The sequence below is a fragment of the Rosettibacter primus genome, from assembly GCF_036860675.1.
GTDB lineage: Bacteria > Bacteroidota > Ignavibacteria > Ignavibacteriales > Melioribacteraceae > Rosettibacter > Rosettibacter primus.
Genome location: NZ_JAYKGK010000003.1, coordinates 62,033 through 82,714, shown reverse-complemented (window position 1 = coordinate 82,714; position 20,682 = coordinate 62,033). Strand labels below are relative to the sequence as shown.

17 protein-coding genes and 1 tRNA gene are annotated in these 20,682 nt (G+C 29.9%); 9 read left to right on the top strand and 9 right to left on the bottom strand.

Annotated elements, in window-relative coordinates; translation table 11 throughout:
• Window positions 1-22: 22 nt before the first annotated feature.
• Together VJY32_RS05145 and VJY32_RS05140 are read right to left on the bottom strand one after the other, a co-directional pair.
• Window positions 23-1,264 (bottom strand): DUF6242 domain-containing protein, encoded by a 1,242-nt coding sequence (locus tag VJY32_RS05145; RefSeq protein WP_353676826.1) that lies wholly within the window; start codon window positions 1,262-1,264, stop codon window positions 23-25.
• A 9-nt stretch (window positions 1,265-1,273) separates the two neighbouring features.
• The gene (locus tag VJY32_RS05140) at window positions 1,274-7,804 is read right to left on the bottom strand and encodes a vWA domain-containing protein (protein ID WP_353676825.1); all 6,531 of its coding nucleotides are present in this window, start codon (window positions 7,802-7,804) and stop codon (window positions 1,274-1,276) included.
• A 300-nt stretch (window positions 7,805-8,104) separates the two neighbouring features.
• On the opposite strand from VJY32_RS05140, the gene VJY32_RS05135 reads away from it, so the two are divergent.
• Both VJY32_RS05135 and VJY32_RS05130 read left to right on the top strand, forming a co-directional pair.
• Window positions 8,105-8,176, top strand: a tRNA-Asn gene (locus VJY32_RS05135).
• Between the two features lie 136 nt (window positions 8,177-8,312).
• Window positions 8,313-8,525, top strand: coding sequence for a cold-shock protein (locus VJY32_RS05130; protein WP_353676824.1), 213 nt, complete (start codon window positions 8,313-8,315; stop codon window positions 8,523-8,525).
• A 48-nt stretch (window positions 8,526-8,573) separates the two neighbouring features.
• On the opposite strand, the gene msrA is transcribed toward VJY32_RS05130, so the two are convergent.
• Window positions 8,574-9,125, bottom strand: a complete 552-nt coding sequence (gene msrA, locus VJY32_RS05125) for a peptide-methionine (S)-S-oxide reductase MsrA (RefSeq protein ID WP_353676823.1) — start codon at window positions 9,123-9,125, stop codon at window positions 8,574-8,576.
• Window positions 9,126-9,351: 226 nt separating this feature from the next.
• On the opposite strand from msrA, the gene VJY32_RS05120 reads away from it, so the two are divergent.
• Entirely contained in the window at window positions 9,352-10,548 is a 1,197-nt protein-coding gene (locus tag VJY32_RS05120; RefSeq protein WP_353676822.1) for a lamin tail domain-containing protein, read from the top strand.
• 55 nt (window positions 10,549-10,603) lie between these two features.
• Window positions 10,604-10,807, top strand: a complete 204-nt coding sequence (locus VJY32_RS05115) for a YgaP family membrane protein (protein ID WP_353676821.1) — start codon at window positions 10,604-10,606, stop codon at window positions 10,805-10,807.
• Window positions 10,808-11,088: 281 nt separating this feature from the next.
• Here the strand turns inward: VJY32_RS05115 and VJY32_RS05110 are convergent, their stop codons facing one another.
• From VJY32_RS05110 to VJY32_RS05100, 3 genes are read right to left on the bottom strand one after another with little or no spacing between them, the layout of a single operon-like run.
• Window positions 11,089-11,322 carry a zf-HC2 domain-containing protein gene (locus tag VJY32_RS05110; RefSeq protein ID WP_353676820.1) on the bottom strand — a complete coding sequence of 78 codons (234 nt, stop codon included), beginning with the start codon at window positions 11,320-11,322 and terminating at the stop codon, window positions 11,089-11,091.
• The gene (locus VJY32_RS05105; protein WP_353676819.1) at window positions 11,315-11,893 is read right to left on the bottom strand and encodes an RNA polymerase sigma factor; all 579 of its coding nucleotides are present in this window, start codon (window positions 11,891-11,893) and stop codon (window positions 11,315-11,317) included. The genes VJY32_RS05110 and VJY32_RS05105 overlap by 8 nt, the downstream gene beginning before the upstream one ends.
• A gap of 15 nt (window positions 11,894-11,908) precedes the next feature.
• Window positions 11,909-12,532, bottom strand: a complete 624-nt coding sequence (locus VJY32_RS05100) for a DNA-3-methyladenine glycosylase family protein (protein WP_353676818.1) — start codon at window positions 12,530-12,532, stop codon at window positions 11,909-11,911.
• Window positions 12,533-12,538: 6 nt separating this feature from the next.
• On the opposite strand from VJY32_RS05100, the gene VJY32_RS05095 reads away from it, so the two are divergent.
• The 5 genes from VJY32_RS05095 (at window position 12,539) to prfA (ending at window position 18,940) form a co-directional block, all read left to right on the top strand.
• Window positions 12,539-14,848 carry an ATP-binding protein gene (locus tag VJY32_RS05095; protein ID WP_353676817.1) on the top strand — a complete coding sequence of 770 codons (2,310 nt, stop codon included), beginning with the start codon at window positions 12,539-12,541 and terminating at the stop codon, window positions 14,846-14,848.
• A 44-nt stretch (window positions 14,849-14,892) separates the two neighbouring features.
• The gene (gene miaA / locus VJY32_RS05090) at window positions 14,893-15,798 is read left to right on the top strand and encodes a tRNA (adenosine(37)-N6)-dimethylallyltransferase MiaA (protein WP_353676816.1); all 906 of its coding nucleotides are present in this window, start codon (window positions 14,893-14,895) and stop codon (window positions 15,796-15,798) included.
• On the top strand, window positions 15,795-17,144 hold the full coding sequence (locus tag VJY32_RS05085) for a glycosyltransferase family 2 protein (RefSeq protein WP_353676815.1): 1,350 nt from the start codon (window positions 15,795-15,797) through the stop codon (window positions 17,142-17,144). The genes miaA and VJY32_RS05085 overlap by 4 nt, the downstream gene beginning before the upstream one ends.
• A gap of 22 nt (window positions 17,145-17,166) precedes the next feature.
• Window positions 17,167-17,790: an SOS response-associated peptidase gene (locus tag VJY32_RS05080; protein ID WP_353676814.1), complete on the top strand. Its 624-nt coding sequence runs from the start codon at window positions 17,167-17,169 to the stop codon at window positions 17,788-17,790.
• 79 nt (window positions 17,791-17,869) lie between these two features.
• On the top strand, window positions 17,870-18,940 hold the full coding sequence (gene prfA, locus VJY32_RS05075) for a peptide chain release factor 1 (RefSeq protein WP_353676813.1): 1,071 nt from the start codon (window positions 17,870-17,872) through the stop codon (window positions 18,938-18,940).
• 18 nt (window positions 18,941-18,958) lie between these two features.
• On the opposite strand, the gene VJY32_RS05070 is transcribed toward prfA, so the two are convergent.
• From VJY32_RS05070 to VJY32_RS05060, 3 genes are all read right to left on the bottom strand, one after another.
• Entirely contained in the window at window positions 18,959-19,723 is a 765-nt protein-coding gene (locus VJY32_RS05070; RefSeq protein WP_353676812.1) for a cytidylyltransferase domain-containing protein, read from the bottom strand.
• Window positions 19,724-20,026: 303 nt separating this feature from the next.
• Window positions 20,027-20,326 (bottom strand): hypothetical protein, encoded by a 300-nt coding sequence (locus VJY32_RS05065; protein ID WP_353676811.1) that lies wholly within the window; start codon window positions 20,324-20,326, stop codon window positions 20,027-20,029.
• Window positions 20,323-20,616: a nucleotidyltransferase family protein gene (locus VJY32_RS05060; RefSeq protein ID WP_353676810.1), complete on the bottom strand. Its 294-nt coding sequence runs from the start codon at window positions 20,614-20,616 to the stop codon at window positions 20,323-20,325. The genes VJY32_RS05065 and VJY32_RS05060 overlap by 4 nt, the downstream gene beginning before the upstream one ends.
• Window positions 20,617-20,682 lie beyond the last annotated feature (66 nt).

The window sequence follows — 20,682 nt, the reverse complement described above, 5'->3', positions numbered from 1 at the left end:
TTACCCCCTGCTTTTATTAACATTACTTTAAAAGAATCATTTGTTTTGATTCATTATAATTTTCTGTTTCAATTCTGTAATAATAAACACCACTCGATAGATTGTACGCATTGAAACTGACTTTATATGTGCCTGCATCTTGAATCTTGTTGACAAGATTGGCAATTAGTTTTCCTAAGAAATCGTATACACTTAACTTAACATACGCTCTTTTCCCAATTGTGTATTCAATCGTTGTATTTGGGTTAAATGGATTAGGATAATTTTGTTTGAGAGAGTATGAATTGGTGATATATTTTTCTTTAACAAGAGCTGTTGGATTTACAGAACGATATACATAACCATTTTTTGCTCCAGCATAAATATATCCTTTAGAATCAACTGCAAGAGAATAAACTGGAATGTCTGTCAAACCTGATTTAAGTTGAGTCCACTTATTGCCATCATCCGTAGAAATATAAACGCCACTTAAAGATGTCCAGAAATCTCCGCCATCTGCTGCAGCAAATAAATTACCACTCGAATTAATTGCAAACGAACGAGTAACTGTAGCCATAAGATTCAAATCGAAAACACGGTTCCAGGTATCACCATTATCAGTTGAATAGTAAATGCCTTCAGCGGTTCCTGCAAAAATTTTATTGCTACGACTGATAATAAAAGAATATATTTTAGCTCCAGTCCAGCCAATTTTTGTCCATGTAACTCCATTATCCTTCGAACGATAAATACTATGTCCATCAGTACCAATGAAAATATCTCCATTAGAATTAAAGATTATTGATGTTATAGTTGCACTTTGTAAATTAATATTAATTGGGTTCCAGTTATCGCCATTGTCGGTTGAATAATATAATCCTCCCATAATAGTTCCAACATAAATGTGACCACTCGAATTGAATGCAAAGGAACAAATCCATGTCCAGGCAATATTCTTATTTACAGTAGTCCAAGTTGTACCATTATCAGTTGAACGATAAATTCCAGCATTATCAGTTCCTACAAAAATGCTTCCATTTGGACTAATGACCATGCAATTTACCCATTTGTCAGATAAACTTGTCTGCAGCCAGCTATTACCGTTATCTGTTGAAAGAAACACTCCTTTCCCATAAGTTCCAGCGAATATATATCCATTCGAATTAACTATGAGCGAGCTTATTGGTTCAGAAGCAGGACCATTTGATTTCAGCCAATAATCCTGACTAAATACTTGACTCAATAAGCTGAAAAATAAAGCAAGTGATAAAATATTTTTTTTCATTTTGCACCTTTATCTAATAAGTAACATCTTTTTCACAACATTATATTTTTCAGTTTTTAACTGATAGAAATAAATTCCGCTTGCTACATTGTATCCAAGATTGTTCGTTCCATTCCATTCAACATTATGATATCCAGCTTCTAATTCACCTTTAAATAAATTTCTAATTAATCTTCCCCTTACATCATAAATGTTTAGTTCAACATTACATTTTTCTGCAAGAGAAAATTTTATTTGAGTTGCTGGATTAAATGGATTGGGATAATTTTGATAAAGTTTATACTCGTATGAGTGTGTTTCTTCAGTTAAAGATGTAATTATTGCCCTGAAATCAAAATTTATTTTTGTATAGTTACCTGCAAAATCATAAACAATAATTTCTACATAATTTGTAGCATTATTTTGAATGTCATCCTTTGTTGCTTTATAAAATATTTTTGAAGTTGATGGATCATACATTAATTCTTTTTCTTTACCGTTAATCAATATTTTCGAATTTGCTATATCTAAACCAGAGCCAAATTTATTTTCTTTAACAACTGCATAAATTTCAGGATATACATCAACTATAGAATTTTGTTTTGGTCCATAATCAATTACTTGAGGTGCTTCTTTATCTGATATACTTGTTAATTCAATTCCTAATGCAAATTCTCCCAGTTTATTTGTGCTTACAATTACAGTATCACTTTTAAGTTCACCTCCAAGATAAACCCAGTTGAGAAGTTTTTTATCATAATAATATATTTTAATATTTGATGAATCTTCCATACTCAAATTAAATTTCTGTAATTGTTCAGGATGAATAATCATCTTAATAGTATAAGGTGATTTCATTGTATCCTGCAATACTGTTTCTCCGCTTTTCTTAAATGCAATACTCATTATATTACTAATTAAAACGAGATTGCTTTCATATAATTCATATTTATTCTTTGTTGAAAAATGATAAACTGTGGCAGATCTATTCATCCTAATTACTTTAGGTGATTGAAAAGGTTCTGCTTGATAAAAAGAAGGAAGATATGAACCGATAGTTGTAATTATCATTTCCCCTGTATCGACTGCAGTGCCTACGACAGTCCCAATTACATCTCCAACATCAGAAGCAACATCAATAATAAACTCCTGACCGGCTACAATAATTTTTTCAACTGTATTGATTATGTTTAGAAATGATTGTTTAACTAAGGGAATGACACCTGAGAACAAATCATAAAGAATTGAAGAAAAGCTGTCGCTTTCCATTTCGTCTGAATATTCATTTGTATAGATTAAATAATTTTCTCCGTTTGAATAAGCTTTAGAAAATTTTCTCGGGAAAGTGATTTCATCATAATATTTTCCATTAATTCCAAATGATAATCCTACACCAACACCAAGAGCTGCATCAAGGTCAATGCCAAGATTAAGAGCATATCCATTCCCTCTGATTTCTGAGGTTGTAATATCAATTGGAATGGTCGGATTATAAGAATTCCTAATAGCTTTTGTAACCTCAGAAAGAATATCAGAACCAAAAGGGACACTCGTATTTTTAGTAAACAATCCTAAAATCTTACTGCCTGTTTGTAATAAACTTGGATAAAGCTCTTTTGGGACATCGAATGTAGTGCTGTAATATTTATTTCTTGAAGCATTAAAAAGATTTAAGCCTCCTCCTCCTTTGAGCGCAAGACTCAATCCATTAAAATTCAGAGATGGATTAATTTTTGTTTCAACTGTTACTTCGGCTCCTATTCCTGCATCAAAAAAGCTGAAGTTTCCTCCACTTAAATCAAAATTGTCTTGAGATTTCAAACCGAAATCAAGAGCAGAAAAATTAAAATTAAATGCCTGACTAAGTTCAACAGAACCAGCAGAATTATCGGTAATTGATGGATGAGACCGATTGAAATTATTTAATTTGAGTCCTACTGCAATTCCCACAGATGGATTTAAAGCATTTAACTCGATGCCCTGTATTTTTGATTGCAAACCTACCCCAATTGAACCCTCTATTCCTAAACCGAAGTAAGTTTTTATTAAGGCATCATTAAATATCGGGAAGACTCCTGCTGTAGCATTTAATGTTTCAATTAATGCTGAAAGAATCGCACCAACACCTGGAGAAAGTCCAATTCCTGCAAAAGACATTGTTTCCAATAAGAAACCAGCTTGAGCCATTTTAATTTCTTCGGTGCTTAAGTTCAATTGAGTAAATCCAAATTTTTGTCCAAAGAAAGTTTTTACAGTAGATGAAGTAGTAGATACTGTAGCAGAGCCTACTGCTATATTTGCTTCGGGAACTTTTACTTCGGCAGTAAGACTTGCTTCCAATCTTCTATCGAGGGAAATATTTTTATCTTGATTTAATTGAATTTCCAATCCACCTCCAGCTTCCCCTTTAACTGATAACTTAGCAGCAGAAGCAGAGACACCGGCACCAATTGAACCTGCAGATCCACTAACACCTGCACTTCCACTTGCAAAAACTGTCCATGTTCTTTGAAAAGGTGACGGAATTCTTTTTATTCTAAGTTCATATTGTGATGAGTTGAATGAATAGAATGTGTCGCTTACAGTAATTCCATTGCCTAAAGTAAAAGTCATAACAGAATCTACAAACAAATATCCTGGCAAATCCAGTCGAAAAACTCCTCTCTTCAAAAACATTCCTTCAACATTAATATTTCTGTTAGAAGAAATTAAAAGTGCTTTTACTTTTGAATTAGAAAATACTTGATTGCCATTTGAAGTTAATTTGAAATAACAATAGCCTGCTCCATTTTTAGGAACTTGAATATTTTTTATAGAAGGACCAGGCAGAAGAGTATCAATTTGAGCATTAATATTTAATGCAACAATTGAAATTTTATGAGGCAAATCAATTGTTCCATGATAAGAACTTAATCCAAAATCGTCTGTTGCTTTAATGTAATATTCAATATCATTATTACCAACAAATTGCTGAGGAATTGTTGCTGAATAAGAATTGGGTGGACTAAAATTCATTTGTAAAGTTTGATATGTAATTTGTCCTAATTTTCTGTAATAAAGTTTAGCTTCAGAAACATTATTTGTACTGTCTGTAATTATTGCAGTAATATTTATTGCCGTATTCTTTGATGATGCTTCAACAATATTGTGTTGAATTTTGGGTGCAACATTTGGAAGTATTGCTAATTGATATGGATTTTGTGCGGGATTAGTCTTTGGCTCAGAAACTGTAACATTGCCATCAGTTGCTGTAATGTAATAATCAATTCCGGGAGATTTAACCACCGGCGAAGGGATAATTGCATAGTATTTATCTTCACCATATTTAATCATTTGAACACTGCTGTAATAGTTCTGATTAGTTTTTTTATAAAAAAGTTTGACAGAAACAACAAATGGTTCTATTTCATCTGTAATCACTGCACTAATTTTGAATGATGTTCCTTCTGTCCATGCTTTTCTATGAAGAGCTAATGATGAATCTGTAAGTTGTATTTTTGGCATAGATGCAGGATTGTAATAAATTGTATCTGAACTTATGTGAGTGTTAAAATTAACAGTGACTACAATTTCTCTTTTTTCATTTTTTGCAATAGGGTCAGAAGATTTGTATTGAACAAGATAGTTGCTCGAGATATTGTTTGAAATATAATTTAATATCTGGCTGAAGTCTGAATGGATATCAAATATACTACCATTTGTAACATTAGTAATAGGAATAAATTTTGAATAAAGATTTAAGTTAGTTAAAACAAAAAGAGTAATATTATTTTCAAGACAGGAGTTAACAGCTTCATCAATAGTAGCACCACCTTGATTGGGGTCTTCATCTGTAATAATTATCAAAATTTTTTGTGAACCTGGTCTAAATGAAAATGACGAAGCTGATTGTTTGATTGCAAAATATCCGGGTTCTTTTCCACCCTCGGTTTTATTTAATGTCCACAAATTATTTTTAAAGTATTCAGGGTCACTTACAAGTATTCCATTATTTTCAATTATAGGATTACCAGAATTTGCTGAAGCACCATATCTGCACAATCCAAGTGCATAATCAACGCTAGAAGCAGCAAGATTATTTACAAAGTTTATAACATTATTTGAAACCGCTGATTGCTCATCGCCCATACTTCCGCTGTTATCCATAATGAAAATAATATCAGCTAATCTTGCATTACCTGATTGTCCGGGCTGAATAATATTAAAATTTTCTGTTTGAAGTATTCCATCTTCATAAACTTGAAAGTTTGGCAGTGATAATGTACTAATGGCATTATAGAAAGTATCTACAGATACATTCAATTGTAAATTCGGAAAGTTTTGAATATCCAGATTTATAATCTTTGCTGAAAGTGGTGCAGCATAACCTTCACCGCTTAATTCAACTTCATAGATTTGATTAGAATTGTAATAAATTTTCAATTTACCTTTATCAATTCCTCGTGTTGAAGGTTTGTAAGTAACGAGCAGTTCCTTAGATTTATTAGGTGAAAGATAAAATAGAGATGCTAATTCTTTTGAAGTTCTTATTGAGAAATCAGGAGTTAAATTTATTGTTTCATCATATGAAAGAATTAATTGATTTGCCCCTAAAATATAAGTGAAATGATTATTTGTAATTTTTATTGAGTCAATTGTAACACTTTGCAATGACCTGTTTGTAATAATTAAAGGAATTGTTTTGCTGTCTTTCAAATCAACAAGACCAAAGGATAAAGTTTCGGGTGTAGTAGTAATTTTTGATAATACTTTTCCTTTCAAAGGAATAGATATAGGTGAATTGTCTTGTATGTTATTATAAATCAGTAAGTTGCCTTGTACATTAGTTGCAGATTGCGGATTGAATTTTAATTTGACTGAAATAGTCTCAGCTTTTGTAACCCATTTGTTTTTAGGTGGTGAGGTGCTGAAAGTAAATAAGTTATTATCTGTTTCAATTTTGTTTATAAATAAATCAATTGAACCCGTGCTCGTAATAATCTTCACAATTTTTTCAATGTAAGAACCAAGCACTGCTTCACCAAAGTCAATTTCGCTTTCTGACAGTGAAAATGAAATGCTTCCATTATATGGTGTTGTTGAAAAAGGTTGATAATCAACTAATCCATCAATTTTTTGCCCAATTCCATTTGGATTGTTTGAATGAGTTGGTCCAGTAGGATCTCCCCAGAAATTATTTTTTGCAATCAATGTTGTTGAACTGTAATTTTTTATTGCATAAGTGTTATTATAAAAATCATTATTTAGAATGATTGGATTGGCATTATTTCTTGTAACAATTGCATAGTTTGATTTTGTAAATCTGCAATTTTTTATTTCCGGTGATGAGTTATCAATGTTTTGATAAACATTATTAAAAAGACAATTACTAAACTGTGCAGCAGAATTATAACTTATTTGAATTTGTGCATCACTGCTTGATAGTCCAACAAAATCTACATTATCAGCAATAAGATTGCCTTTAGAACTAGTACTGTAGCCAATTGTAATTCCAGAACTGGTTGGGAAATAAATTTTTGTGTTTGGTTCGATTGTAAGTGTAGCATTATCTCTAATTAATAGTGAATTAATGTAATAAGGTGAATTTTCGCTTTTAATGATTACATTTTTATTAATAGTGCCTTGATAACAAATTCCTGGATAAGAAACATTTGTATCATATATTAAATCTTTTACAGTTATTATGGCTCCATCTTCAAGAATTATCGGATAATTAACAGCTTTAAATATACAGCTGAATACTGATGCATTTGTATTTTCAATCAGCAAATATGAATTATCGAAAGCGCAATTTGATAAATTACCTGTGCCACATTGATTCTTAAAATAAATTTTAGAATCACTCGAAATAGTGCCTTTAAAATAAACATTACTTGCATTGAGAGTCCCTTTTGAAGAAGAAGATGAACCCACTGTAATTGGAGTTGATGATGTGAAATAAATTTCATTACCTGATTCGATTTGTAAAGTTGAATTATTTTTAATTGTTAAGTAATCAATGAAATAAGGAATGTTATAATTTTTTAGATTATAATCTGCATTAATTTCTCCATGAAATAAAATTCCATAATTATTATTGTTTGATAATAAATGTAGATTAGAAGGAGTTACTTTTCCTCCATTTTTTAATTCGATTGGAAAAACACAATTGCCAAAATTTGTGTTATTGATTAAAACATCACAATTCTCGATTTGGAGATAGGTATTATCGAAAGTACAATTATCAAATGTTCCGCTTGCTGAAGCATCTTTGAAGTAAATTTTTGCATCACTTGACTGCGTTCCTTTAAAAATAACACCATTAGCAATCAATGCCCCTTTTGAAGATTGACTGTAACCAACAGTTATATAAGATGATGTAGTAAATCTAACTTCAACGCCATTTTCAATTGTAAGTGTTGCACCATCACGAATAGTTATTGAACCTGTAACATTGTAAGGGCTGTTGCTGATTGTCCAGTTAGTGTTTGTATTAATTGTGCCCTGTACATTGGTTTGAGAGAAACTTAGAGTAACAACCAAGAAATAAAAGAAAACAAAATACCTAAGATTTGTTTTCATTTATTATAATTCAATTGTTGCCTCTCAAACCGGAAAGGAAAAATCTTTGAATCTTCAGAGACAGGAAAATTTATTCATTAAATATTTTTCTATGATAAAGTATTTTGTTTTCAGAATATTTAGTTGTCTATTATAAAATTAATAAGAAGAAATAATATTGCAAATGAAAAATTTTTTAATGTTGTTGAAATCACAAAAAATGGCGAGAATTGATTAAAAGAAAATTTGTAATAATTACTTGACAAAGCGAGTGATAAACTATATTTTTTGACACAAAATTTGTGAATTTATTTATTGTATTCCGCGTTAGCTCAATGGTAGAGCATGCGGCTGTTAACCGCAGGGTTGCAGGTTCGAGTCCTGCACGCGGAGCGAAGGGACTTGTGGTTAATCTCCAAGTCCCTTTTTTTATGAACTTGAGCAGTAGAAAATTGTTTTTTGGTAAAACAATTCAGGTGCTCTGTTCGCAATTAATTTATTTATTAACATTTTTAGGAGCATCTTTAAGATGGCAGAAAAAGTAAGAGGAACCGTTAAGTGGTTCAACAGTTCTAAAGGTTACGGATTTATTTCACGCAAAGATGGAGATGACGTTTTTGTTCATTTCCAGGCAATCGTTGGCGAAGGCTACCGCAGTCTTCAAGAAGGTCAACAGGTTGAATTCACTATTGCTCAAGGACAAAAAGGTCCGCAAGCTCAGGAAGTAAAAGTTATAAAATAATTCATTTGCAGAATTTAACTTAGCTTCAATTAAAGCCCAATTAAATTTTTAGTTGGGCTTTTTTAATTTGTTCTTAAAATACTTTTTCAGCTTTTCTAATTTTGGTGAGATAACAAAACTGCAGTATGGCTGATATGAATTGTTGTTGTAATAATTTTGGTGATAATCTTCAGCTTTATAAAAATTTTTGAATGGACTAATTTCTGTTACAATTGGATTTTCCCAAATTTTACTTTTATTTAATTCTTCTTTTAATTTTTCTGCAATTTTTCTTTGTTCATCATTGTGATAAAAAATAACTGAACGATATTGAGTGCCTACATCTGCACCCTGTCTGTTTAATGTTGTAGGGTCATGTGTGCTGAAAAATATTTCTAATAATTCTTTGTAAGAAATTATTGATGGGTCGAATGTAATTTGAACAACTTCTGCATGACCTGTTTTACCAGTGCAAACATCCTCATAAGAAGGATTGGGGAAATTTCCTCCTGAGTAACCGCTTTCTACTTTTATTACCCCTTTTATTCTTTGAAAAATTGCCTCACTGCACCAGAAACATCCTTCTCCCAAAGTTGCAATTTCATATTTACTGTAACTCATTTTAACTTCTGATTGAATTTTAATTTCACTATGCTTATTCATTATTAGCAGAATGATAAAGAAAAGTTTGATGTATATCATTGTGTTAAGAATTTTTATTAAAGACAAAAAATTTACCCGAATAGTTCATAAAAAATTTTTTTGATGTATTTATAAATAGAAATAATTAAATTCACATAGCTTCTATTTCTGTTCCTTTCTAAAAAGAAATACAATGGGGGTAAACATGAAAAAATTCCTTCTTGCGTTCATATTTTTGAAACATTTAATTATTTATGCACAAGTAGCTAATCATATTGTTATAGCAGAAATTTATGGAAATGGGGGCAATAGTGGAGCTATTTATAAATATGATTACGTTGTTTTGTATAATCCAACACAAAGTGATGTTAACATAACGGGCTGGTCTTTGCAATATTCACCAGCTACAAATTATAATTACAGTAATAATTTATTAACCTTAAATGGAACAATAAAATCTAATAGTTACTATCTAATTCAACTTTACAGCGGAGGAGATATAGGTAATTCATTACCGACAACTCCAAATATTACTGGCAATATCAATCTATCTGGAACTGCTGGGAAAATAGCTTTAGTAAGTAATTCTGAGGCAATAACTAATAAATCAGATGTAGATGTTGTTGATTTTGTGGGATATGGAAGTTCAGCAAATGAATATGAAGGAAGTAACTATGCAGTTTATCCAAGTTCTTCTGCTAAAAGTCTTTGTAGAAAAGATAACAATGGTAATGAAACATATGGAATCAATGGAAATGGTTGGGATTCCGATGATAATAGAAATGATTTTTTCTCCAACGCTATTCCATCACCTCTTCCGGTTGAACTAATATCATTTACTGCAATGCCATTTAGAAATAAAGTTCAATTAAACTGGTTAACAGCAACTGAAGTAAATAATTATGGATTCGAATTGCTACGATTAAATAAATCATCCCATGCAAATAATCAATGGCAAAAAGTTGATTTTATTCCGGGAAACGGAAATAGTAATTCACCTAAATTTTATTCATATGTGGATGAACCCTCAGGGGGATATGAATTTTTGTATAAACTAAAACAAATTGATTATGACGGCACATTTGAATACTCAGATGAAATTTCTGTAAAACTTGAGTTGCCAAATCAAGTTAAATTACATCAAAATTTCCCCAATCCATTTAATCCAATTACAAAAGTTAAATACTCAATTCCTGATGATGATAGTCATTCAGGTAAAAAAATCATCATTAAAGTATTTGATGTGCTTGGAAAAGAAATAAAAACCCTTGTTAATGATTTTTATTATCCTGGGAATTATGAAATTGAATTTGATGGAAGTAATTTATCGGCAGGTATTTATTATATTGTGCTTATGACGGAAAATCAAAAATATATTAATAAATGTTTATTAATAAAGTGAATCTTATTCTGGTTTATTACATCAAATAGTCAAACAAAATACTTCAGGAGGAAATATGAAGAAAAATATTGGAACAACAGACAAAATAATTAGAATAATTATAGGTCTCGCAATAATAGTCATTGGAATTTTTTCTCAAAGTTTATGGGGATTAATTGGATTAATACCAATACTTACAGCATTAACTGGTCGATGCCTATTGTATGTTCCATTTGGTATCTCGACATGTAAAACCGATCAATCAGAAAATACTAAATAAATTAAATTACCGAAATTGAATAGCTATTGATAATATTTAAGCTGTTTTAAGGATTAGAATTTAGCGAAAGCATATTGTATCCTTATATAAATTGCTTTTGAGTAAAGCTGATTAGATTGTAATATTATTTTGTATACTTTGAAGCATAGAATTTTATTTCAATTTTATTAATGCTTCATTTATTGAAGGATTATTATCGTAACTTCTTATTTGTCAATTTTTGACTTATATTATTCTAAGCAGGAATCTCACAAAATTTTTATAATAAAAGAAAAACAAGATTATTGTTCTTTTAACCCTAAAAACTCAAGTAATCTATTATGTGCATCTTCTGATAATTGCACATTGTATTTTTTGTAAAATTGAATTGTATCTTCTACCGATTTGAAGAAGTGCTGACAATTTTCACAGCTTTCGAGGTGAGCTTTAATTTCAATGCACATTGGTGAATTAAGTTCTTCACCAAGATTATCACAAATGTGCATCATTACATCTTTGCAAGTTGGTTTATTCATAAGCTAATCTTTTATTTAATTCGTTTCTCAAAAAAGCTCTTGCGCGATGAAGTCTTGACTTTACAGCTGGTATGGAAAGGTCAACAATTTTTGCTGTTTCTTCGGTAGACAATCCTTCTACATCTCTTAACATAAATACAATTCTATATTCTGGCGAAAGTTTTTGAATTGCTTCATCGAGAATTCTTTTGAGCTCATTATTTTCTGTTACATGTTCTGGAGTTACTTTCCATTCAGCTATGTGTTTTTCATCAATTAAAGCATCGTCATCATCAAGAGAGGTAAACCCATATTTGTTCTCACTACGGGCAAGCATCAAACAATGATTTGCTACTACACGATAAAGCCATGTAGATAATTTTGAGTCCCCGCTAAACTGATGTAAATTTTTTATCATGCTTAAAAAAGTTTCCTGCATTGTATGTTCTGCTCTTTCTTTATTTCGACAGATTTTAAAGGAAAAATTGTATACAGTTTGTTCGTATATTTTCACAAGTTCTGTTAAAGCTTTTCTGTCACCTTTTTGTGCTTTTTCAATTAATTCTTTTTCATTCATTGAGTATGATGCCATTATTTTAATTAAGATTCATCTATTTGGTTGATTATTCAAACTTTTCCATAAATAAATACTTGCTATTGAACAATATGGATGCCAGTTGTTCTTTTTTGCAATATTTATAATTTTATTGCTGTCAGGTAAATTTTTCAATCCGTAATTTAACATTACAGCTTTTCTAATTCCAAAATCTGAGTAAGGAAGAACATTCATTCTTCCTAATGTAAAAATTAAAAACATGTGAACAGACCAGATTCCAATACCCTTTACTTTTGTTAACTCGTTTATAATTTCTTCGTCGGTCATAGTAGAAATTCCCCGCAGTGTAATTTTGTTATTTATAATTTTTTCAGATAAATCTTTTATGTATTTTACTTTTGCGTTTGACAAGCCTAATGCACGTAAATTTTCATCGCTTGTTTGTAAAATTAATTCTGGTGTGGGTTTGTTATTGTAATTTGACATAAATTTTTTCTCAATTGCTGCGGCAGCATTCATAGAAAGCTGTTGCCCGATTATTGCTCTTAATAAAGCAAAAAAGTATTTTTTGTGTGGTTCTATTTTGCATGTGCCGTAGTTTTTTATTAATCTTGATAGAACAATATCATTCTTTGAAAGATGTTTTATGGCTTTAGTAATTTCATTATTAAGCATAATTTTATGAATAAAATGGAAAATCAATTAATAATTACATTAAGTAAAAACAAATTACTGAAAAATATTGAGATTTCTAAAATCGATTTCAGTAAGATTAAAGGAAAATTATTAACTCTAAACGAAGGACAAATAATTTACCGCGAAGGTGATGCTGTAAATGAAATTTACTTGGTAATAAATGGCGAGGTAAATGTACTTAAAAAACGATTGCTTGGCAAAAGTAAATCATATATCTATTCTGACAATTCATTTTTTGGACATGAAGAATATTTGGAACAAACATCACGAACATCAACTGCTGTTGTTTTGCGGGATACCTATTTAATTGTTTTATCGAAAGATGAAATTGATGATTTAATTAAACAGGATGAGAAAATTAAATTAAATATGCTCGAACCAGTTTCTGAGCATGAAGATATTTACGAAGATAAAGAAACGAAGCATCCAACATTTGAAGAAATTTCAGAAACAGAAAATGAACATACGGAAAAATCAGTTGAAAATTTCTTTAAGTCTATTGCAGATGTATCTTCTGAAAACAAAGTAGTAGAACCTTTGATTGATAATTCTATAAATGAAATTAAGAAAGATGAAGAAGTGTCTGATGTAGAAAAAGTATTGTTTAATGATGATGGAATTCCGAAACCAGAAGTAGATTTGTCAAAACCATCTGAAGAATTTAAAGAAGATTTTTTAGAATCAATGCTAAATGAAAATGGAATTCCAAAACCGGAGTTTGAACTGCCTGAACAAAAAGAAGAAAAAGAAATTCAATCCAGTTTTAATGATAATATTGATGATACATTTTTCCAGATTTTAAGCGGAGCAGATCAAAGTACTTCAAGTTCATTAAGTGATGAAACTTTGGAAAAAACAGAGGAAAAGATAAAAGCAGATTTCGATGAATTTTATGATTCACCTGAACATGTTGAAAATGAAGAAGAAATTATTCAAGAAGAGCAAGCTCAGAAAATTGAGCCAGCAAAAGAAGAATTGGAAATAAAAGAAAACATTACCTGGCAGGATTATGAGACTGAAGAAATATTTAAAGAAGTTGATGAAAAATTAATAAACATTAATGAAAAAAAAGAGATTAAAGAAATCAAAAAAGATATAGAGCAAGAGGAAATAAAAATGAAAATTGATCAACTTCAAATGATAATCAAAGCTGCCGAGCTTGTAAACTCAACTATTAAAATAGATGAAGTTTTGAAAAATATAGTTGAGGTTGCAACAGAATTAACAGATGCCGATAGAGGTACATTGTACCTCATAGATAAGGAGAAAAATGAACTCTGGTCTTTGATAGCAATGGGTTCGGAAATTAAAGAGATAAGATTAAAAATTGGCGAAGGTATGGCGGGCTATGTTGCCAGAACTGGAGAAATACTGAATATAAAAGATGTATCTAAAGATTCAAGGTATCGTTCCGATTTTGACAAAGCAAGTGGTTACGAAACTAAAAATGCTTTGACATTCCCTATTAAAAATAAAAAGGGAGAAATAATTGGTGTTCTTCAGTTATTAAACAGCAAGAAAGGCGAATTCTCTAAGTATGATGAAGAACTTCTAAATGCAATGTCAATACATTCTGCAATTGCTCTTCAAAATGCAGAACTTGTAGAAAAATTATTGCAGGCTGAAAGAGTTCAATCACTTGGCAAGATGGCTAATTTTTTAATCCAGGATATTAAAAAACCGATTCTTGTAAGCAAGCGTTATGCAGAACATTTGAAGAATAAAAATTTATCTCCCGATAATGTTCAAATTGTTGATATGCTGCTCGAACAATTAAATCATGTAGCTGATTTAGTTCAAACTACTTCAAGCTATTCAGAAGGAAAAACAATTTTAAGAACCATTACTGTAAGTCTTAATAAAACATTGACAGACTATTCAACACGAATTGAAACTTATGTGGAATCGCGCAATTGTAAAATTGTTAATGAATTTGATAAAGATGTAAATGTAAAACTTGATGTCAAAGAATTTTATCAGTGTTATATGCACTTAATTAAAAATGCTTGTGATGCAATGCCCGATGGCGGAACAATTACAATTTCTACAAAAAAAGAAGAAAAAGATAAGAAAGTAAAAATACTTTTTAGCGATACAGGTCTCGGCATTGCTGAAAGCCTTAAAGAAAAAATTTTTGAACCATTTTTCACTCAAGGGAAAAAAGAAGGAACAGGTTTGGGATTATCTATTACAAAACAAATTGTTGAAGCACACGGTGGGAAAATTGAAGTCCAGAGTTCACTTGGTGAAGGAGCAACTTTTGTTATTACTCTTCCGACTGTAACTGTTTTATAAAATGATTTTGTGATTGAAGATTTTGATTGAGTTAATTTCATTTTATGAATTATAATTTAATTACAATTTTAGGTCCAACTGCTGTTGGAAAAACAAGATTAGCTGCATTATTGGCCAACAGGTTTGATGGAGAAATAATTTCTGCAGATTCCCGCCAGGTTTATAAAAGAATGAATATTGGCACAGGAAAAGATTTAGATGATTACATAGTTGACGGGAAAAAAATTCCATACCACTTAATAGATATTGTTGAACCTTCAGAAGAATTTAATCTTTTCCTTTTTACACAACATTTTTATAAAACTTTTCAAGAAATTAATTCAAGAAATAAAATACCGTTTCTTGTTGGAGGAACTGGTTTATATCTTCATGCAATTTTAAAAGGATATAAACTGAACAAGGTAGAATTCAATAAACAAAAATATGATGAGCTCAATAAATTGAGTATCGAACAATTAAGAGAGAGACTTAAAAAGGTTAATCCAAAACTTCATAATACAACTGATTTAATTATAAAAGATAGGATAATAAAAGCAATAATTATTGCAGAAGAGAAGATGGGCTCTCTAACGGAGAACCCTAAAATAAATTCATTAACAATAGGAATTTATCTCGATAGAGAAAAAGTTAAAGAAAGAATTACAAGCAGACTTAAACACAGACTTGAAAATGGAATGATTGAAGAAGTCGAAAAACTTGTTGCAGATGGTATCACATTCGACAAATTAGAATTTTTTGGACTCGAATATAAATATATTGGCATGTATCTTAAATGCGAACTTAATTACAACGATATGTTTCAGAAACTTAACAGTGCAATTCATCAGTTTGCAAAAAGACAAATGACATGGTTTAGAAAGATGGAAAGAGAAGGAATTAAAATTCACTGGATTGATGGTGCAGATTACAAAGCTGCTGAAAAAATAATTTCAGAAAATTATTTCTCATGAATAAACCATTTGAAAAAAAATTACCAACCTTTGTTTTATCTTACTTGGGAAAACATTCATCCGATAAATGGAGTATTGAAGCTGAAGATTTGAAAAATATTAATAATGTAGTTGTTATTCCTGCAATAAAAGAATATGAAAATATCATAAATTTATTAAACTCAATATCGGAAAACGATACGATTTATTTTAATGAAACACTATTTCTTTTTGTAATCAATAATCCTGAAAATTGCAATCAGGACATTAAGGAAGATAATAGAAAAACCATTGTGTTTCTTAGAAATTTAATCAACAAAAGAAGTAATGATGATTTTACAAAAAAAATTTACGAGAAAGGAATTAAAATTGGCATTGTTGATGCTTCAAGTGAAAATAAAGCACTTTTAGATAAAGAAGCTGGCGTAGGTCTGGCAAGAAAAATCGGGATGGATTTAGCATTAGAAGTTTTTAATTATAAAAGTAATCGAAAAAAAATATTGATATGCCTTGATGCAGACTGTATTGTTGGTAAAAATTATTTAGATGCAATTATTAATACTTTCAATCAAAAAAGCTATAACGCAGCTTATGTTTATTATGAGCATATTTTACCGGAAAATAAAAAAGAAAAACTTGCAATAATTTGTTATGAATTGTTTTTGAGATATTATGTAACAGGATTGAAATATGCAGGCTCACGTTATGCTTATCAAACAATTGGATCAACAATTGTGTGCGATGTCGAAAGTTATTGCAAAGCAGGAGGAATGAATAAAAGAAAAGCAGGCGAAGATTTTTACTTTCTTGAAAAATTGGCAAAGATAACTTCAATTCATCAAATCAATACAACAACAGTATATCCTTCAAGCAGAATTTCTTTGCGTGTTCCATTTGGAACAGGTAAGCGGATAAGTAAATTCTTGCAAGGTTCTGAGAATGAATATTATTTATATCATCCCGAAAGCTTTAACATTCTGAAAAAATGGCTTGATATTTTTCATTCTGAAAATTTAATGGACGAAAATTACTATTTGAATCAAGCAGAAAAAATTCATATTCGATTGAAAGAATTTCTAAATATAAATTCTTTTGATAAAGCAATGAAAAACATTTTTAAGAATTCAAAGAATGATGAACAAATTCAGAAACAAAAGCTTTACTGGTTTGATGCATTTAGAACATTGAAATTAATTCATTACCTTCGTGATACAGATTTTTATATGATTAATATGTTTGATGCAATAGATAAATTGATGAAAATGCTTTCTCAAGAAATTAATTTTAAGAGAAACGAAATCATACCATCTCTCGAAGTGCAGCTTGAATATTTAAATTATATGAGAGAACTTAATAAAACTTTCTAATTTTTAGCTGTAGGATAAAATTATGTGTTATGGATTTGAATCAAAGGTTGAAGCCGCAATATTAATTCAGAAAATACTGGAAAGAAAATATGATGTTGATGCATCTTCACTTACCGAAACATTTAAGAAGGAAAATATTCGTCCAAATGATAAAATTCTTTGTATCTATAGAGAAGGAAATAAATTGCAAATTAGTCTAATCAACTGGGGCATTAAATTTTCAAAGGACAAACCTACAATTGTCAATTCAAGAATGGAAACAATAAAAGAAAAGAAATTCTGGAACGATTTATTTATGAACAATAGATGTCTTGTGCCTATGACAAGTTTTTATGAGTGGATTGAAGTCAATGGGAAAAAGGTGCAACACAGAATTTATATTTATAACGAAGAATATTTCTTTGTCCCTGGAATTATTTATAAAGATAAAGAGGATAATCTTTCGGTTTCAATCATAACAACAACTCCAAATAAATTTATTGAACCTTTTCATAATCGAATGCCTGTGCTTTTAGATATTGACGAAGCATTGAATTTGTTGTTTGATACATCTCAAGAAAGCATTGATAAATTAAAACCATATCCGAAATATTTTGATATGAGAAAAGAGATAGCGGTTCTGCCTCTTAGAAAGAAAAAAACTTAATAAAGAATGAAATTTTATAAGTAAGTAATTAAAGCATTCAAAACTTTTTGTATATTTGAATAGTTTTTCTCAGGGTTTTATGGAACTTTACGAAAAATTAAAATCAATAAAAGAAAAATACAGCGAAATTAATGAACAACTTGCTGACCCGAATATTATTTCGGATCAGTCACGAATGATTTCATTAAATAAAGAAAGACGAGAACTCGAAGAGATTGTAAGAGCATTTAATGAATACGAAGAATTAATGAGGCATATTGTTGGCAATCAGGAAATTATTAACACATCTGATGATAAAGAACTTGTTGAATTAGCAGAAAGTGAATTAAAAGATTTATACAGAAAATTAGCAGAACTCGAAGAAAAGATAAAAATACTTTTGGTTCCCAAAGACCCTGATGATGATAAAAATGTAATAGTTGAAATTAGAGCTGGAACAGGAGGAGAAGAAGCAGGATTGTTTGCTGCAGACCTTTATCGAATGTATTCGAGATATGCAGAAAAACGAAACTGGAAAAAAGAATTAATTGATTTAAGTGAAACTGGACTTGGTGGAATTAAGGAAGTTGTTTTCTCACTTTCTGGAGATGGTGTTTATGGTGATATGAAGTATGAAAGCGGTGTTCACCGTGTTCAAAGAGTTCCTGTAACAGAGGCAAGCGGCCGTATTCATACATCTGCTGCATCAGTTGTTATTCTTCCTGAAGTAGAAGATATTGAAATTGATATAGACCCGAATGATTTGAGAATTGATGTTTATAGAAGCGGTGGTGCAGGAGGTCAGAATGTAAATAAAGTTGAAACTGCAATACGAATTACTCACATACCTACTGGAATTGTAGTTCAATGTCAGGATGAACGCTCACAGTTAAAAAATCGCCAGAAAGCAATGAAAGTTCTCAAAGCTCGATTATATGATTTGAAAATGGCAGAACAAATGAATGAAATTGCAGCACAAAGAAAATCAATGGTTAGGAAAGGTGATAGAAGTGATAAAATTCGCACTTATAATTTCCCCCAAAATAGAGTTACAGACCATCGCATCGGCTTAACTCTTTATAATCTTGACAATATCCTCGACGGAGAATTAGATGAATTGATTGAGAAATTAAAGATTGCTGATAAAACAGAAAAGTTAAAAGAAGTCTAACATTCAAGATTAATATTTTTAATCATTCAGCTGCTTTTGTTTTATATCTTTATTTATGTTTACTAAGTCAGGATATTTTTCGAACAATTTTAATATATCCTCGAAATAAAAAATATCATTTTCTTTGTAAAGAGATTCATAAATTTTTTCAATCAGTTCAAAATCTTCAATTGTATCAACTGTCCATCTGTGAAATGAATAATCTTTTTCACATGCAAAGTTTTTTATCTTAAAAATTTCAGGATGTTGATAGATATAAGGAGTAACATGTTCTCGTTCGTAATTTTGTTTTGCTTCGAGATGAGTTTTTTCTAAGACATTAAAAGGAAAAATTTCAGCATCGAGTCCGCGCGGGAATGTTCTAATAATTGTATTGCTCATGTAATCAATTTTTTCTTTATCATAAAAATCAAAAAAGTTATTTATCATCTTATCAATTATTTGTGGGTCAATTACAGGACAATCAGAAGTAATTCTAATTATGATTTCTGCGTTAAATTTCTTTGCAGTTTCATAATATCGTGATAAAACATCATCAGAGCTCCCGCGATAGAAAAGAATATTATTTATTTTACAAAACTCTTCAATCGTATCATCTTCGGGTAGAATAGTTGTGGCAATAATAATTTGGCTAATAAGTTTAGAATATGAAAGTCTATTTATAACATGCCATAAAATTGGCTTACCACAAAGTTCCTTAAAAATTTTGTTTGGCAGACGTGTTGACCCAGTTCGTGCCTGAACTATGGCAGAAATATTACAAGGATAGTTCTGTTTGTTCATTATAAGCTATTTTCTAATGTTTTGTAAAAATAATAGTAAACCATTTTATTATTCTTTATGAGTTTTCATAATCTTATTTTTGATTAATAAGTGCATTTTAATTATTAATATTTCTTTTGTCTTTATTAACGATAAAATCCTTTATAGTTGAGGTAATTTACAATATCAATTAAATAACTTTCTAGCTCAGGTATTTTAGTAAACAACAAATTTAATTTTTCCACCGTTTCACTATCATTTTCGCCGTACTCATGTGTTAACTCATTTCTTAAGTCCCTTAAACTTTTCCATCTATCATAGTCATTAATAATTTTCAAGTTGTTCCAATCTGTTAAATATGTCAATTTGGGATTTATTAATTACATCTTCATCTAGCATAATTAATACACACTTAAAAAGCTTATTACTTATGACATCTTGAAGTTTTGTAAATCTGTATATTAATTGGTCTAAGAGAGCAATTTCGTTATCAGTAAGTTTGGATAACTTATCAGTTGTAAAAGGGAGCAATAATTTCAGTTTATTAAATGCAAATTGCATTCTTCTTTGGTGTCTATAGCATTCTGTTATTACGGAATTTAAAATATACTCATTCTTTTTCATAGAGGGATACCCTCTTCTTTCGCAATCTGATATATAATTTTATTATGAGTAAAATTATTTATTACAATATCAATTTTTTGTTCTCCTAATTCCTTATGAAGTTCTCCTATTAACTTAATTTTTTTTTCGATGATATTATCTTTAACATCAGTCTCTATGTATAAGTCTATATCCCCACCCTTTTTATTATCATCTATACGAGAACCAAATAAGTATACTTTAGCATCCTCACCAAAATATTTTTTCGCAAGTGTTTTTATAATTTCAATATTTTCTTTTTTTAAGCGCATAATATTTATAAATACATATAAATATGTTTTATTTATAACTAAATTAATAAAAATAGTTTAGTAAAT

What these genes read in the sequence shown, in the direction of transcription:
- VJY32_RS05105 (WP_353676819.1), bottom strand. Translation starts at nt 11,893, where the DNA reads ATGGCATCATACTCAATGAATGAAAAAGAATTAATTGAAAAAGCACAA.
- VJY32_RS05145 (WP_353676826.1), bottom strand. Translation starts at nt 1,264, where the DNA reads ATGAAAAAAAATATTTTATCACTTGCTTTATTTTTCAGCTTATTGAGT.
- VJY32_RS05140 (WP_353676825.1), bottom strand. Translation starts at nt 7,804, where the DNA reads ATGAAAACAAATCTTAGGTATTTTGTTTTCTTTTATTTCTTGGTTGTT.
- VJY32_RS05080 (WP_353676814.1), top strand. Translation starts at nt 17,167, where the DNA reads ATGTGTTATGGATTTGAATCAAAGGTTGAAGCCGCAATATTAATTCAG.
- VJY32_RS05065 (WP_353676811.1), bottom strand. Translation starts at nt 20,326, where the DNA reads ATGAAAAAGAATGAGTATATTTTAAATTCCGTAATAACAGAATGCTAT.
- VJY32_RS05060 (WP_353676810.1), bottom strand. Translation starts at nt 20,616, where the DNA reads ATGCGCTTAAAAAAAGAAAATATTGAAATTATAAAAACACTTGCGAAA.
- VJY32_RS05085 (WP_353676815.1), top strand. Translation starts at nt 15,795, where the DNA reads ATGAATAAACCATTTGAAAAAAAATTACCAACCTTTGTTTTATCTTAC.
- VJY32_RS05110 (WP_353676820.1), bottom strand. Translation starts at nt 11,322, where the DNA reads ATGAATAAACCAACTTGCAAAGATGTAATGATGCACATTTGTGATAAT.
- VJY32_RS05100 (WP_353676818.1), bottom strand. Translation starts at nt 12,532, where the DNA reads ATGCTTAATAATGAAATTACTAAAGCCATAAAACATCTTTCAAAGAAT.
- VJY32_RS05115 (WP_353676821.1), top strand. Translation starts at nt 10,604, where the DNA reads ATGAAGAAAAATATTGGAACAACAGACAAAATAATTAGAATAATTATA.
- VJY32_RS05130 (WP_353676824.1), top strand. Translation starts at nt 8,313, where the DNA reads ATGGCAGAAAAAGTAAGAGGAACCGTTAAGTGGTTCAACAGTTCTAAA.
- miaA (WP_353676816.1), top strand. Translation starts at nt 14,893, where the DNA reads ATGAATTATAATTTAATTACAATTTTAGGTCCAACTGCTGTTGGAAAA.
- VJY32_RS05120 (WP_353676822.1), top strand. Translation starts at nt 9,352, where the DNA reads ATGAAAAAATTCCTTCTTGCGTTCATATTTTTGAAACATTTAATTATT.
- prfA (WP_353676813.1), top strand. Translation starts at nt 17,870, where the DNA reads ATGGAACTTTACGAAAAATTAAAATCAATAAAAGAAAAATACAGCGAA.
- VJY32_RS05070 (WP_353676812.1), bottom strand. Translation starts at nt 19,723, where the DNA reads ATGAACAAACAGAACTATCCTTGTAATATTTCTGCCATAGTTCAGGCA.
- VJY32_RS05095 (WP_353676817.1), top strand. Translation starts at nt 12,539, where the DNA reads ATGAATAAAATGGAAAATCAATTAATAATTACATTAAGTAAAAACAAA.
- msrA (WP_353676823.1), bottom strand. Translation starts at nt 9,125, where the DNA reads ATGAGTTACAGTAAATATGAAATTGCAACTTTGGGAGAAGGATGTTTC.